This window comes from Azotobacter tropicalis, assembly GCF_059739045.1.
In genome coordinates, this window is sequence record NZ_AP046059.1 from 535,944 (window position 1) to 551,131 (window position 15,188).

General features: G+C 64.4%; 8 protein-coding genes and 2 pseudogenes. 9 read left to right on the forward strand and 1 reads right to left on the reverse strand.

The features are described 5' to 3' along the window. Positions 1-157: 157 nt before the first annotated feature. The 5 genes and pseudogenes from glcD (at position 158) to Atro_RS02500 (ending at position 6,600) form a co-directional block, all read left to right on the forward strand. Positions 158-1,657, forward strand: coding sequence for a glycolate oxidase subunit GlcD (gene glcD / locus Atro_RS02480; protein ID WP_497926286.1), 1,500 nt, complete (start codon positions 158-160; stop codon positions 1,655-1,657). Further along, on the forward strand, positions 1,657-2,709 hold the full coding sequence (gene glcE, locus Atro_RS02485; RefSeq protein ID WP_497926287.1) for a glycolate oxidase subunit GlcE: 1,053 nt from the start codon (positions 1,657-1,659) through the stop codon (positions 2,707-2,709). Before glcD ends, glcE begins: the two co-directional genes overlap by 1 nt. 6 nt (positions 2,710-2,715) lie before the next feature. Continuing rightward, positions 2,716-3,932: pseudogene (glcF, locus tag Atro_RS02490) on the forward strand (glycolate oxidase subunit GlcF). Between the two features lie 35 nt (positions 3,933-3,967). Continuing rightward, positions 3,968-4,366 carry a heme-binding protein gene (locus Atro_RS02495; RefSeq protein WP_497926288.1) on the forward strand — a complete coding sequence of 133 codons (399 nt, stop codon included), beginning with the start codon at positions 3,968-3,970 and terminating at the stop codon, positions 4,364-4,366. 56 nt (positions 4,367-4,422) lie between these two features. Continuing rightward, complete coding sequence (locus Atro_RS02500) at positions 4,423-6,600, forward strand: malate synthase G (RefSeq protein WP_497926289.1); 2,178 nt, start codon at positions 4,423-4,425, stop codon at positions 6,598-6,600. A 220-nt stretch (positions 6,601-6,820) separates the two neighbouring features. Here the strand turns inward: Atro_RS02500 and Atro_RS02505 are convergent, their stop codons facing one another. After that, positions 6,821-7,930 carry an LLM class flavin-dependent oxidoreductase gene (locus Atro_RS02505; RefSeq protein WP_497926290.1) on the reverse strand — a complete coding sequence of 370 codons (1,110 nt, stop codon included), beginning with the start codon at positions 7,928-7,930 and terminating at the stop codon, positions 6,821-6,823. Between the two features lie 652 nt (positions 7,931-8,582). Here Atro_RS02505 and Atro_RS02510 point away from each other — a divergent pair. The 4 genes and pseudogenes from Atro_RS02510 to Atro_RS02525 all read left to right on the forward strand — a co-directional run bounded on the left by Atro_RS02510 (position 8,583) and on the right by Atro_RS02525 (position 15,188). Then, positions 8,583-10,865 carry a molybdopterin guanine dinucleotide-containing S/N-oxide reductase gene (locus tag Atro_RS02510; RefSeq protein ID WP_497926291.1) on the forward strand — a complete coding sequence of 761 codons (2,283 nt, stop codon included), beginning with the start codon at positions 8,583-8,585 and terminating at the stop codon, positions 10,863-10,865. A gap of 909 nt (positions 10,866-11,774) precedes the next feature. Next, the gene (locus tag Atro_RS02515) at positions 11,775-12,635 is read left to right on the forward strand and encodes a hypothetical protein (RefSeq protein WP_497926292.1); all 861 of its coding nucleotides are present in this window, start codon (positions 11,775-11,777) and stop codon (positions 12,633-12,635) included. A 155-nt stretch (positions 12,636-12,790) separates the two neighbouring features. Beyond that, positions 12,791-13,135: pseudogene (locus tag Atro_RS02520) on the forward strand (acetoacetate decarboxylase family protein); the annotation flags it as partial. Positions 13,136-13,652: 517 nt separating this feature from the next. Further along, on the forward strand, positions 13,653-15,188 hold the full coding sequence (locus Atro_RS02525) for a patatin-like phospholipase family protein (RefSeq protein WP_497927740.1): 1,536 nt from the start codon (positions 13,653-13,655) through the stop codon (positions 15,186-15,188).

Consider the following 15,188-nt stretch of genomic DNA (forward strand, 5'->3'; position numbering starts at 1 on the left):
AAAACTGGTATGACCAGTTTTGCGGCATATGGCGCAGCGCCGCAGCCTGAACCACTCTTGACGCGTCCATAGAGCAGCGAGTCCGACCTGGGATCTCCTTTCATCAAGGTCACGGCTTGGCTCCAACAATTACAAAAACACCACCGTGTGAATATCCATGAACATTCTCTATGACGAGCGCCTCGATGGCGCACTGCCCAGGGTGGACAAGGCCGCGCTGCTCGCCGAGCTGCGGGAAACCCTGCCCGACCTGAAAATCCTCCATGCAGAGGAGGATCTGCGGCCCTACGAGTGCGACGGCCTCTCCGCCTACCGGACCACGCCGCTGCTGGTGGTGCTGCCCGAGAGCGTGGCGCAGGTCGAAACCCTGCTGAAGCTCTGCCATTCCCGCCGGGTTCCGGTGGTCGCCCGCGGTGCCGGCACCGGCCTGTCCGGCGGGGCCCTGCCGCTGGAGCAGGGCATCCTGCTGGTGATGGCGCGCTTCAACCGCATCCTCGAAGTGAACCCCGAAGGCCGCTTCGCCCGGGTCCAGCCCGGCGTGCGCAACCTGGCCATCTCCCAGGCGGCAGCCCCTTATGCGCTCTACTACGCCCCCGACCCTTCGTCCCAGATCGCCTGTTCCATCGGCGGCAACGTGGCGGAAAACGCCGGCGGCGTGCATTGCCTGAAATACGGCCTGACCGTGCACAACCTGATCAAGGTCGAGATCCTGACGATGGCGGGCGAGCGCCTGACGCTGGGCTCCGACGCGCTGGACAGCCCCGGCTTCGATCTGCTGGCGCTGTTCACCGGTTCGGAGGGCCTGCTCGGCATCGTCACCGAGGTGACCGTCGAGCTGCTGCCCAAGCCGCGGGTGGCCAAGGTGCTGCTGGCCAGCTTCGACTCGGTGGAGAAGGCTGGCCGGGCGGTGGGCGATATCATCGCCGCCGGCATCATTCCCGGCGGTTTGGAGATGATGGACAACCTGTCGATCCGCGCCGTCGAGGACTTCATCCACGCCGGCTATCCGGTGGACGCCGAGGCCATCCTGCTCTGCGAGCTGGACGGCGTGGAGGAGGACGTCCACGACGACTGCCTGCGCGTCAGGACGGTACTCGAGAAGGCCGGCGCCACCGAAGTGCGCCAGGCTCGCGACGAGGCCGAGCGGGCCAGGTTCTGGGCCGGGCGCAAGAACGCCTTCCCGGCCGTCGGGCGTATTTCGCCGGACTACTACTGCATGGACGGCACCATTCCGCGCCGCGAGCTGCCGCGGGTCCTCAAGGGCATCGCCGAGCTCTCCGAGGCATACGGCCTGCGGGTGGCCAACGTGTTCCACGCCGGCGACGGCAACATGCACCCGCTGATCCTCTTCGATGCCAACCGACCCGGCGAGCTGGAGCGCGCCGAAGCGCTGGGCGGCAAGATCCTCGAACTCTGTGTCGAGGTGGGCGGCAGCATCACCGGCGAGCATGGCGTGGGCCGCGAGAAGATCAACCAGATGTGCGTCCAGTTCAACGCCGACGAGCTGACCCTGTTCCATGCGGTGAAGGCGGCCTTCGATCCGAGCGGCCTGCTCAATCCCGGCAAGAACATCCCGACCCTGCACCGCTGCGCCGAATTCGGCGCCATGCACGTGCACCACGGCAAGCTGCCTTTCCCCGAACTGGAGCGTTTCTGATGCAGCACGACTACGACGCCAGCGCGGCGCTGCTGGAGCAGGTCAACGACGCGCTCGATCAGGGGACTCCGCTGCGCATCCGGGGCGGCGGCACCAAGGATTTTCTCGGCCGCCCCGTGCCGGGCGCGGAACTCGACACCCGCCGGCACCGCGGCATCGTCAGCTACGACCCGACCGAACTGGTGCTGACCGCCCGTGCCGGTACGCCCCTGGATGAGATCGAGGCGGTGCTGGATGCGGCCGGGCAGATGCTGCCCTGCGAGCCGCCGCATCTGGGCGCCGGCGCCACCCTGGGCGGCATGGTCGCGGCCGGCCTGTCCGGCCCGCGCCGCCCCTGGGCCGGTTCGGTACGCGACTACGTACTGGGCACCCGGCTGATCACCGGCCACGGCAAGCACCTGCGCTTCGGCGGCGAGGTGATGAAGAACGTGGCGGGCTACGACCTGTCGCGGCTGATGGCCGGCAGCTTCGGCTGCCTGGGCCTGCTCACCGAAGTCTCCCTCAAGGTGCTGCCCAAGCCGCGGAGCTGCTTCAGCCTGCGTCTGGAAATGGGCGTCGACCGAGCCCTCGGCCAACTGGCCGAATGGGGCCAGCAGCCGCTCCCGATCAGCGCCGCGAGCCATGATGGCGAGGTGCTGCATCTGCGCCTGGAGGGCGGCGAAGGCTCGGTGCAGTCCGCCCGCCAGCGCCTTGGCGGCGAGGCGGTCGACAGCCGCCATTGGCAGGAACTGCGCGAGCAGCGCCTGTCCTTTTTCGCCGGCACGGACCCGCTGTGGCGCCTGTCGCTGCCGGTCAACACCGGCCCGCTGGCCCTGCCGGGTTCCCAGCTGATCGACTGGGGCGGGGCCCAGCGCTGGCTCAAGTCCGCTGCCGAGGCCGAACTGATCCGCAGCGTGGTCGCCGAGGCCGGCGGCCACGCGACGCGCTACGGCCAGGGCAACGACGCCTTTGCGCCGCTTGCCGCGCCCCTGCTGCGCTATCACCAGAGCCTGAAGAAGCAGCTCGACCCCAGGGGGATCTTCAATCCCGGGCGTATGTATGCGGAGGTCTGAGGCGCCATGCAAACCAATCTGAGCGAACAAGCCAAACGCCTGCCACGCGCCGCGGAAGCCGAACGCATCCTGCGTTCCTGTGTGCACTGCGGCTTCTGCACCGCGACCTGTCCGACCTATCAGCTGATGGGAGACGAGCTGGACGGTCCCCGCGGGCGCATCTACCTGATCAAGCAACTGCTGGAAGGCCACGAGGTCACCGCCAAGACGCAGCTGCACCTGGACCGCTGCCTGACCTGCCGCAACTGCGAAACCACCTGTCCGTCCGGCGTGCAGTATCACGATCTGCTGGACATCGGCCGGGCCGTGGTCGAGGCGAAGGTGGCGCGCCCCCTGGGCGAGCGCGTCCTGCGCGAGACCCTGCGCGCGGTGGTGCCGCGCCCGGCGCTGTTCCGGGCACTGGCCCAGGCCGGCCAGGCCTTTCGTCCGCTGCTGCCGCGCACGCTGCAAGCCGAGCTGCCGCGCCGGCCCCAGCCGGCCGGGCAGCGTCCGCAACCGCGCCATGCGCGCCGCGTGCTGATGCTGGAAGGCTGCGTGCAGCCCACGCTGTCGCCCAACACCAATGCCGCCGCGGCGCGGGTACTGGATCGCCTGGGGATCAGTGTCGTCCCCGTCCCCGCGCTGGCTGCTGCGGCGCGGTGGACTACCACCTCAATGCCCAGGAACAGGGGCTCGAGCGCGCCCGGCGCAACATCGACGCCTGGTGGCCGGCCATCGAGGCCGGCGCCGAAGCCATCGTGCAGACCGCCAGCGGCTGTGGTGCCTTCGTCAAGGACTACGGCCACCTGCTGGAAGGCGACCCGGCCTATGCGGCCAAGGCCGCACGGGTCAGCGCCCTGGCCCGCGACCTGGTCGAGGTGCTCGGCGGCGAACCGCTGGAGCGGCTCGGCATACGCGCCGGCAAACGCCTGGCCTTCCACTGCCCCTGTACGCTGCAGCACGCGCAGAAGCTCGGCGGCGCCGTCGAGGCCGTGCTCGTCCAGCTCGGCTTCGACCTCAGCGCCGTACCGGACAGCCACCTGTGCTGCGGCTCGGCCGGCACCTATTCGCTGACTCAGCCGGAGCTGTCGCGGCAACTGCGCGACAACAAGCTCGATGCCCTGGAAAGCGGCCATCCCGAACTGATCGCCACGGCCAACATCGGCTGCCAGAGCCACCTCGACGGGGCCGGACGCACCCCGGTCCGGCACTGGATCGAGCTGGTGGACGAAGCCCTCAATTAACCGGACAAGTTCTTCATCAACGAAGGGATAACAGCATGCAAAGCAAAGCCGTACTCGGCCGACAGGAGGTGGCCCGTATCCTCGCCGGCGCTCGTGAAGAGGCCCGGCACAACCAGTGGGCGGTGGCCATTGCCGTGGTCGACGACGGCGGCCACCCGCTCGCTCTCGAACGCCTCGACGGCTGCGCGCCGATCGGCGCCTACATCGCCCTGGAGAAGGCCCGCAGCGCGGCGCTCGGCCGTCGCGAGACCAAGGGCTACGAGGAGATGGTCAACGGCGGACGGACCGCCTTCGTCAGCGCGCCCCTGCTGACCTCGCTGGAAGGGGGCGTGCCTGTGGTGATCGACGGCCAGGTGGTCGGCTCGGTCGGCGTATCCGGCGTCAAGGCCGAGCAGGATGCCCAGGTGGCCAAGGCCGGCATCGCCGCGCTCTGAGCGCCAATCCCTATCCCCGTCCAAGGGGATGCCATCGAGCGACAGTGGAGAACGACATGACCGAGCGTGTGCAGTGCCGGCGCCTGCTGGTGGCCAGCCAGTACAAAAACTTCATCGAGCAGGAGGTGCTCCCTGGCACCGGCATCGACGCCGCGGCGTTCTGGAACGGCCTGGACGAGCTGGTGCACGACCTGGCGCCGCAGAACCGGGCGCTGCTGGCTGAACGCGACCGCCTGCAGGGCGAGCTGGACGCCTGGCACCGGGCCAACCCGGGTCCGATCGCCGATATGGCTGCCTACCGAGCCTTTCTTGAGGGCATCGGCTACCTGGTGCCTCAACCCGAGGCGGTGCGGATCGACACCGCCAACGTCGACGCCGAGATCGCCGTGCAGGCAGGGCCGCAGCTGGTGGTGCCGGTGATGAACGCGCGCTATGCGCTGAACGCCGCCAATGCCCGCTGGGGCTCGCTGTACGATGCCCTGTACGGCACCGACGCCATTGGCGAGGACGGCGGCGCCGAGAAGGGCGCGGGCTACAACCCGGTGCGCGGCGCCCGGGTGATCGCCTTCGCCCGCGCCTTCCTCGACCAGGCCGCCCCCCTGGCCCGCGGCAGCCATGCCGACGCCAGCGCCTATGCCATCAATGCTGGCACGCTGCAGGTCACCCTCAGGGACGGCAGCGTCACCGGCCTCGCCCGGCCGGAGCAGTTCGCCGGCTACCAGGGCGATGCCGCGGCGCCGAGCGTCGTGCTGCTGAAGAATCACGGCCTGCACATCGAGATCCAGATCGACCGCGCCAGCCTGATCGGCAAGAGCGACGCTGCGGGGGTCAAGGATCTGCTGCTGGAGTCCGCGCTGAGCACCATCATGGACTGCGAGGACTCGGTCGCTGCGGTAGATGCCGCCGACAAGGTGCTGGTCTACCGCAACTGGCTCGGCCTGATGAAGGGCGACCTGAGCGAGGAGCTGGACAAGGGGGGCCAGCGCATCGTCCGCCGCCTCAATCCGGACCGCCTGTACCGGGCCGCTGGCGGTGGCGAGCTGCGCCTGCACGGTCGCGCCCTGCTGTTCGTGCGCAATGTCGGCCACCTGATGACCAACCCGACGATTCTCGACGACGAGGGCCGGGAAATTCCCGAGGGCCTCCTCGATGCGGTGACCACCAGCCTGATCGCTCTGCACGATCTCGAGCGCCGCGGCAATTCGCGCACCGGCAGTGTCTACATCGTCAAGCCGAAGATGCACGGCCCGCTTGAGGTGGCCTTCGCCGACCGGCTGTTCGGCCGCGTCGAGGGCCTGCTCGGCCTGCCGCGCCATACCCTGAAGATGGGAATCATGGACGAGGAGCGGCGCACCAGCGTCAACCTCAAGGCCTGCATCGCCGCCGCCGGCTCGCGCGTGGCGTTCATCAATACCGGCTTTCTCGACCGCACCGGCGACGAGATGCATAGCGCCATGGAGGCCGGCGCCATGCTGCGCAAGGGCGACATGAAGTCGAGCGCCTGGATCCAGGCCTACGAGCGCAACAACGTGCTGGTCGGACTGAGTTGCGGCCTGCGCGGCCGTGCGCAGATCGGCAAGGGCATGTGGGCCATGCCCGACCTGATGGCCGCGATGCTCGAGCAGAAGATCGGCCACCCGAAGGCCGGTGCCAACACCGCCTGGGTTCCCTCGCCGACCGCCGCCACCTTGCACGTCCTGCACTACCACCAGGTCGACGTGCAGGCCATCCAGGCAGAGCTGGAACGCATCGACCTGGCCGCCGAGCGCGACGATCTGCTCGCCGGCCTGCTCAGCGTGCCGGTCAGCCCCGAGCGCGCCTGGAGCGCCGAGGCCATCCAGGAGGAGCTGGACAACAACTGCCAGGGCATCCTCGGTTACGTGGTTCGCTGGGTCGAACAGGGCGTCGGCTGCTCCAAGGTACCGGACATCCACAACGTCGGCCTGATGGAGGATCGCGCCACCCTGCGCATCTCCAGCCAGCATATCGCCAACTGGCTGCACCACGGCGTGGTCGGTGCGGAGCAGGTGCGCGAGACCCTGCAGCGCATGGCCCGGGTGGTCGATGCCCAGAACGCCGGCGACCCCGCCTACCGGCCCATGGCCCCCGACTTCGACAGGTCGCCCGCCTTCGGTGCCGCCAGCGATCTGGTGTTCAGGGGCTGCGAGCAGCCCAGCGGTTATACCGAACCGCTGCTGCACGCCTGGCGCCGGCGTTTCAAGCAGGAGGCCTGAGCGCCGAGCACCGCGGAGGCCCGTTTGCCGGAGCCTTCGCCAATGAGCGTTGAACGTCGGCAGCGGAGATCCCGCGCCGGCATACACGGGCCGTCAGGCTCCAGCACCGGCAGCGGCGATCCCGCTGCCGGTCTCCGCCCTCGTTGAACCTCGTGAATTATCCAGGGCTCCTGGAGGGCCGTGCTGGTCGCGCTGATGGCTCGTCAGGGCGCCACGTGCTTCAGCCGGCCAGGCTTTTCGGCGCGGCGGACTGGCCGTTCACCAGGTTGCGGATGCGCGGCAGCAGTTCCTGCCCGTACTCGACCGCATCGCGCAGCGGGTCGAAGCCACGGAACAGGAAGGTGGTCACGCCGACGTCGTAGTACTCCAAGGCGGCCTCGGCGACCTGATCGGGGGTTCCGACCAGGGAGGTCGAATTGCCCGCGGCGCCGGTCAGTGCGGCGATCTCGGTCCACAGGCGCTTGTCGTGCACGGGCTTCTGGCGCGAGAAGTCGACCAGGCGCTCGGCGCCCACGTTGCTCTTGCCGCCCTCCTTGAAGCGGCGCCAGCCGCCCTGCTGGCCCACTAGCCGGGTGGCACTTTCCAGGATGCGCCGGGAACGCGCCCAGGCTTCCTCTTCGGTCGCGCCGAGGATCGGGCGCAGCGACAGGCTGAAGCGGATGTGCTTGTCCCGGCCGTACTTGGCCGCCGCTTGGCGTACCTGGGCGATGCGCTCGCGGATGTTCTCCAGCGGTTCGCCCCACATCATGTAGACGTCCGCGTGCTTGGCCGCGACTTCCACGGCGGCATCGGAGGCGCCGGAGAAGAAGATCGGCAGGTGCGGCTTCTGCACGGGTTTCACCTGGGTCAGGTTGTCGGTGATCTGGTAGTGCTTTCCCTGATGGTCGAAAGGCTCGGTGCTCGTCCAGGTTTTCTTGAACACGTCGAGATATTCGTCGGTGCGCCGGTAGCGCTCGTCCTTGTCGGCGAGCAGTTCGCCGTCCCGCTGCAGGTCGCCGCTGTCGCCGCCGGTGATCACGTTGATCGCGGCGCGCCCGTTGCTCAACTGGTCCAGGGTGGCGAACTGGCGGGCCGCGAAGGTGGGGGTCTGGAAGCCGGGACGGTGGGCGACCAGCAGGCCCAGCCGTTCGGTATGGGCTGCGGCGTAGCTGGCCAGCACCAGGGAGTCGGGTGCGCTGGTGTTCACGGCCAGCAGGGCCTTGTCGAAGCCGCCGTATTCCTGGGCCTGGGCGAAGGCCTTGATGAATTCCCGGTCGACCTGGGGGCCGCGTGCGGCCAGGGCTTCGCTCGCTTCCTGCGGGCCGATGAAGCCGATGAATTCCAGACTCATTTCACGTGTTCTCCATTCTGAAAGGTGCTTGCCCGGTATATGGCAAGACGGATTTGCGCTGCCGTCGAGATGCTAGGAAAAGCTGCCTGTATATGCAAAAACATTATAGAAATATCTATATAATGATTTAATTTTATATAGCTGCGATGAGCGGCCACCTTCGCAGCGCAGGGCGTCGGCATGTGCGGGCTGGATTGCCTGGGGAGCCCGGACGTTCCGCTGTGCCGTGGCGGTAAGGAAGCGCGCGGGCAAGTTCCTGTCGTTCTTTTCGGTCGCGTACGGACGCAGTCAGGTCGCTCGAGGCCTACAGAAGGCATAGGCGCTATCCGTGAGGCCTCAAGTGTTTTTATTATAAAATTGCATAATAAATATATTATTTATCAGTATTTAGCAGTTTAAGCGCTGTGTCATAGGCTTGCCCGCCGTGCTTTCGAGGGGCTTCCCAGCGCCAGCCATGCCCTCTGATAGCGAGGCAGGTGGCGGCCTGGTGATGGAAGAGGCTGTTCCGATACCGCGGTGCACCTTGGGGGCGCGCCGGGTCCAGCGAGGCCGGCCAATCGTTTCGACTTTCGGGAGATTCGTCCATGACCGCGTTGACTGAAGGCGTTCGCCTTTCCTCTGGCCTTGACCGCTTGTCGGACGAGCGATCCCGATGACATATACCTCGCTGCATTGGGGGGCCTACCAGCCCCTGGTCGAGAACGGCCGGCTGGTGGAGATGCGTCCGGTGCCCTGGGATCGCGATCCGTCGCCGATCGGCGGCTCCTTGCCGGGGGCCATCGACTCGCCCAGCCGGATCCTGCGTCCGGCCGTGCGCCGGGGATTTCTGGAGCGACCGGGCCAGTCCGGCGAAGGCCGGGGGGGCGAACCCTTCGTGGAGGTCGACTGGGATACGGCGCTGGATCTGGTCGCCGCCGAGTTGCAGCGGGTCCGCCGGGAATACGGCAACCGGGCGATCTTCGGCGGCAGCTACGGCTGGAGCAGCGCGGGCCGCTTCCACCATGCGCAGAGCCAGCTGCATCGCTTTCTCAACGGCTTCGGCGGCTACGTCTCCAGCCGCGACAGCTACAGCCTGGGCGCCGGGCGCGTGCTGATGCCGCATATCGCCGGCGACATGGACTGGCTGCTGGCGCAGCACACCTCCTGGGACAACCTGGCCGAGCATTGCCAGCTGTTCGTCGCGTTCGGCGGCCTGCCGCTGAAGAACGCCCAGGTCAGCCCGGGCGGCGCCAGCGATCACCTGCTGCGCGAAGCCATCGGCAAGCTGTCGCGGGCCGGGGTTCGTTTCGTCAACCTCAGTCCGCTGCGCAGCGACCTGCAGGGGGCGGCCGACGGCGAGTGGTGGCCCCTGCGGCCGGGCAGCGACACCGCGCTGATGCTGGCGCTGGCCTATGTGCTGGTCGACGAAGGTTTGCACGACCAGGCCTTCCTGGCGCGCTACACCGTGGGTTTCGAGCGCTTTCGCGACTATCTGCTCGGAAGCGTCGACGGCCGACCGAAGGACCCGCTGTGGGCGGCGGCGCGTACCGACATTCCTGCGCCGCGCATCGTCGAGCTGGCCCGGCGCATGGCCGCCAGCCGCACCATGATCAACGTCGCCTACGCCCTGCAGCGCGCCGTGCACGGCGAGCAGCCGTTCTGGATGACCGTGGCGCTGGCGGCCTTGCTGGGCCAGATCGGCCTGCCCGGCGGCGGTTTCGGCCTGGGTTATGGCGCGATGAACAATACCGGGAGCGGGCGCAAGCCGTTTTCCGGTCCGCGCCTGGAGCAGGGCCGTAACCCGGTTCGCGATTTCATTCCCGTCGCGCGCATCGCCGACATGCTCCTGCAGCCGGGCGCGCCGTTCGACTACGACGGTCAGCGCCACCACTATCCGGACATCCGCCTGGTGTACTGGGCGGGCGGCAACGCCTTCCATCACCACCAGGACCTCAACCGTTTCGTCCGTGCCTGGCAGCGCCCGCAGACCATCGTGGTTCACGAGCAGTACTGGACGGCCCAGGCCAAGTACGCCGACATCGTGCTGCCGGCGACTACGGCCCTGGAGCGCGACGATATCGGCAGCGCCAGCTCGGACCGCTTCATGTTGGCGATGAAACAAGCCATCGCCCCCGTCGGCGAGGCGCGCCACGATTACCGCATCTTTCTCGAGCTTGCCCGGCGCTTGGGCTTTGCCGAGGCCTTTGGCGAAGGGCGCGACGAAATGGACTGGCTGCGCCACCTCTACGAGGGCTCGCGGCAACGCGCCGGGGCACAGGGCATCGAGTTGCCGGACTTCGACGGTTTCTGGACGGAGGGCCGTTTCGAGGTGCCCCGGCCGGCGGAACAGACCGTTCTGCTCAAGGCTTTCCGTGACGATCCGCAGGCCCACCCGCTGGGTACCCCCTCCGGCAGGCTGGAGCTCTACTCCGAGCGTATCGCCGGGTTCGGTTATGCCGATTGCCCCGGCCATCCGGTCTGGTTCGAGGCGCCGGAGCCCCGCTATCCGTTGCACCTGATCTCCAACCAGCCGAAGACCCGCCTGCACAGCCAGTACGATCACGGCGCCTACAGCCGGGGATCGAAGATCCGCGAGCGAGAGCCGCTGACGCTGAATCCGCAGGATGCCCTCGCACGCGGCATCGGCGACGGGGATATCGTGCGGGTGTTCAACGAGCGTGGTGCGCTGCTGGCGGGCGCGATCCTCAGCGACCAAGTACGGCCTGGAGTCGTACAGCTGGCCACGGGCGCCTGGTATGACCCCTTCGATCCGACCGAGCGGAACAGCCTGGAAAAGCACGGTAATTCCAACGTAGTGACCTGCGATGTCGGCGCATCCAGTCTCTCTCAAGGGTGTACCGCTCACACCGCGCATGTGGAGATCGAGCGCTGGGTGGGAGAGTTACCGCCGGTGACTGCGTTTCAGCCACCGCGTTTCGTCAGGCCCGGCTTATGAGGCGAGCCTGCACGCGTGGGTTTCGACAACTGACGGCCGCTCCGGTATGCGCCAGGCCATCGTTGCTTCTTTCTGTAAACAAACTTCTAACTCATACCCTCATAGTAGGCGGCCGAATGTCCCCGTGAAGACGATCACCTTTATGGGGTCTGTGTCATCCTTTTAATAACCATAATATTCTTGATACTATTTTGTCTTCTCACTGAGTATGACGAATGGATCAATCAGGGAAAGAGCAAGGGATGATGGCGCTCGCGCTTGGCGCAGACATTGCCCATCAAACGCTCGAAGCACATGGACTTCGAAATGCGATAACTCTTCGGCCTTCGGGGAGCGTAGTGGTTGGCTTACCGCCCGTAGGCCTAGGACATAAGTGGCATCCCCAGGGCGAGTCCGCCCTGTTCCAGATTTCGCCTGATATTGCCCAAATTTCTCTGAGTCTTGCTGGGCGGTTAGCGGCGCTGCAGGTGCGGGCTTCGGAGTTTTGCAGGGCCATATACAGAGCAGTGGTTCCCGGAAAGCTAATTGGCGGCGCTTTCATGCTCTCTGGATACGGGGCGGCATTTCAAGGCCGGAGCGTGTATCTATTTCAAGTTGCTCCTTACTGAAATGCCTGGGTGTTGCATTACAGGGGGGGCGGTCGCTTTAAGGTTTCTCTTCGAGAAAGATACATAAACATAATCCAGGGCTCTCGTTATCAAGGATGCCGGTGTCATGCCTTCAAGCGCCTTTATTAAAAGTAATATTTATACGAAGCGCATTGTTCCTTTTGTTGCAGGTGATGGTAGGCCGCTGAATCTCATCAATATAAGATCTTCCGAGAGAGTGCCTAGCAAAGGCCCCGTAATTTTGGTTCATGGGGCTGGTGTTCGGGCTTCTATATATCAGGCCCCCGTAGAAACGGACATCGTGGATGCACTGATAGCCAGCGGATACGATGTCTGGCTGGAGAACTGGCGTGCCAGCATCGATTTCGAGGCTAACCTCTGGACGCTTGACCAGGCTGCCTTGTTCGATCATCCGGCAGCAGTGAACACGATCATCGCCGAAACCGGGGCCCAGACAGTGAAGGCCATCATTCACTGCCAGGGATCGACCAGTTTCACCATGTCGGCTATCGCCGGGCTGCTGCCCCAGGTTTCAGTCATCATCAGCAACGCCGTCTCGCTGCATCCGGTAGTACCAGAGTGGTCATCCTTCAAGCTGAACCGGATGCTGCCCGTAGTCAAACTGATGACTCAATACCTCAACCCCCACTGGGGCGTGGAGGCTCCCACACTGGCGGCCAAGCTGATCACCTTGATGGTGAATCTGACCCATCACGAGTGTGACAACCCTGTCTGCAAGCAGGTCAGTTTCACGTATGGAAGCGGATTTCCGGCACTCTGGCGGCATGAGAATCTCAATGACGAGACCCATGAGTGGATTAAGTCCGAGTTCGGTGCTGTACCGCTGCGCTTCTTCGAGCAGATAGTTCGCTGCACCAGACGAGGCAACCTGGTATCGGTTGAGGGTTTTGCGGAGCTTCCCGAGGATTTCGCAGCCTTCGAGCCCAAGACTGAGGCCCGGTTTGCCTTTTTCGCCGGTGAAAAGAATCTCTGCTTCCTGCCGGAAAGCCAGGTCAGAAGTTATGAATATCTTTCCAAGTGGCGTCCGGCTTATCACGCATTACATTTATTGCCTGAATATGGCCACCTGGATGTATTCATGGGAAAAAACGCGGCCCGGGACATATTTCCATTGATGCTCGATGAACTTGAAAGGCAGTGACGGCACTTGCTCTAGCACTTCACGATCAAGAACTAAGGAGAGATTCGTTGTTCGACAAGATTCCGGAGCGTATAAGAAACTACGCTGGTCGCTTTTCGCTGGTTGATGGTGTGCCGTTCAAGTTGCCTGTGGCGGCCACCCACTCTCCGGCTTTGATGGCTATCTTCCCGATCAATGCGGAGAAGGCCAAGGCGTTCTTGCCCAAGGACATACATCCGTTGCGCCTATGGAAGAAGGCCCTGCTGATCGTGACGGTAATCGATTACCGGGAAACGCCCATCGGCAAGTATGTTGAGTATAGCATCGCCATTGCCTGTACCCATGGCAAGAAGCCCGCTCCCAGGTTGTTGCCGGCACTGTTCATGGATTTTTTCAAGGCCGGACAGTATGTGGTGGACCTTCCGGTTTCTTCGGAAATTTCCGTGAAGGGAGGGAAGGGGATATGGGGCATGCCGAAACACCAGGGGCATCTGAATTTCAATATCTCGGAAGAGCGCATCAGCAGCCAGTATGACCTGGACGGAAAGCTGGTCGCCTACGTCGAGATCGAGCCTCCGAAGAAAACCTGCATTCCGGTACGCACCAAGGCCTCCAACTACTGCTCGTTTCGCGGCATGTTGATGAAGTCGGACATCTTTCTCGATGCCCGCTGCGGCATTCGCCTGTTCCGCCATGCCAAGGCGGCCCGCTTTGTGATTGGCGATCACCCGCGTCTGCAGGCCATGAAGGAGCTGGAAATCGGCGATGCCATTGCCACCGTATTCTTGCCCTCGATCACCGGGACCCTGGATGATCACATCGAAAGCTGGTTTCTAGATTTCGATCAGCTGCCGGAGAAGGCTCCGGAAGGAATGGAGTCGGTTGTCGACCTGAGCCTGAGCGAGGACTGGCTGTCTCCGCCTTCCGCGCCGATTCCCCCCGTACGGATGGCAGGCACTAACCCATGTCCATGCCCGCCAATTCGTTGCCGCAGGGGGCAGCAACGTCACCCCCGATGGACCCCGAAGAGCCCTGATCCTGCCCGGAGGCGGATTGCGCCTTTCCTATGCCGCGGGTGCCTTGTCGGAGATCTTTGCGCGCGGACTCACCTTTCAGCACATGGATGCCACCTCGGGTGGGGCACTCAATCTGGCCATGCTGTTCTCGGGGCTCGGCATCGAGGAGATCTGTCAGCGCTGGCGAACCCTGCGTATGCGGGACACCTTCTCGCCGATGCCGCTGGCCAATTATCTCCTGCCTTCGAGATTCATGGCCGCCAGCGCTTCGAAGTCTTTTCGCGAGAAGGTTTATCCGCATCTGGGGATCGATTTCGAAAGACTCAGAGCTGTGGAGGGCATTCAGGGAACCTTCAACCTCTGCGATTTCTCGACCAAGACGAACCGGGTCATCCCTCATCAGGAGATGACCGAGGATTTTCTGGTCGCCAGTATGTCGCTACCGGCAACTTTGCCGCCCGTCGAGGTCGACGGTGTTCATTATCTGGACTCGGGGTTCATTCAGGACGCCAACCTGATGGAGGCCGTGCGGCGGGGAGCCAGCGAGCTCTGGCTCATCTGGGTGATGGGTAATGTCCCGCACTACCGTAGCGGCCCGCTGAACGCCTATGTGCAGATGCTGGAAATGAGCGCGAACAGCGCCCTCGTCCGGGAAATGCGGCACATCGGCGAGATAAACGAACGCATTGCTCGCGGAGAGCAGCCTTATGGTCACCGGCAGCCCATCCGGCTCCACCTGATCAAACCCAAACACCCTCTGCCTTTGGATCTGGCTCTTTATACCGGCGCCATCACCCATGGCGAGCTGATCGAAATGGGGCGGGCCGATGCGCGCGCTTATTTCGCCAGCATGGTCCCGGAAGGTGTTTCATTAGAACCTGAGACTTTAAAAATGACGGTACGGAATCCCGGTTTACAGTTCAAGGAAACCATGGCGGGCGGTTTTGTCCTGGGCGTTACCGAGGCAGCGCAAGGGCTGGCCCAAGGCACGCAGCAGAGCCAGCAGCTGGTCATGCATGCGGAAGTTGGCATCGATGACATGAGCGCCTTCGTCAACGACCCCGCGCACAGGGGGCAACTGACGGGAAGTATCGACTTCGCTCCGCTGGGAACGGGTATTAAGGCGAGTACAGGCGTATTTAACCTGTTCAAGCCCACCGATGACCCCGCCATGACTTTCATGGTCTATGAGCTGGGCTTCCGGCACGAAGGCAAGGATTACTATCTGGCCGGCCGCAAGGAAGTGCGCAACGGCCCGGTCTTCAGGTTGTGGCCGGAAACCACCACCCTCTATACCCGCCTCCATGAAGGCACGGACGCGAGCGGTCCGGTCATCGGTGCCGGGACACTGAGCCTTGGCATGACGGACCTGATGAGGCTGCTATCGACCGTCCGTGTTACCGGGGCAGATGGCCTGTCGGCACGCCTGAAAACCCTGTGCAGCTTTTTCACTTTCTTTGCCCGGTCGCTCTGGGATACCTATGTGAGGCACACCCGGAAATCGACAACGCCCGTGAATGGACTCTCCGAAAATCCTGTTCAAGGATCACAAGAATAA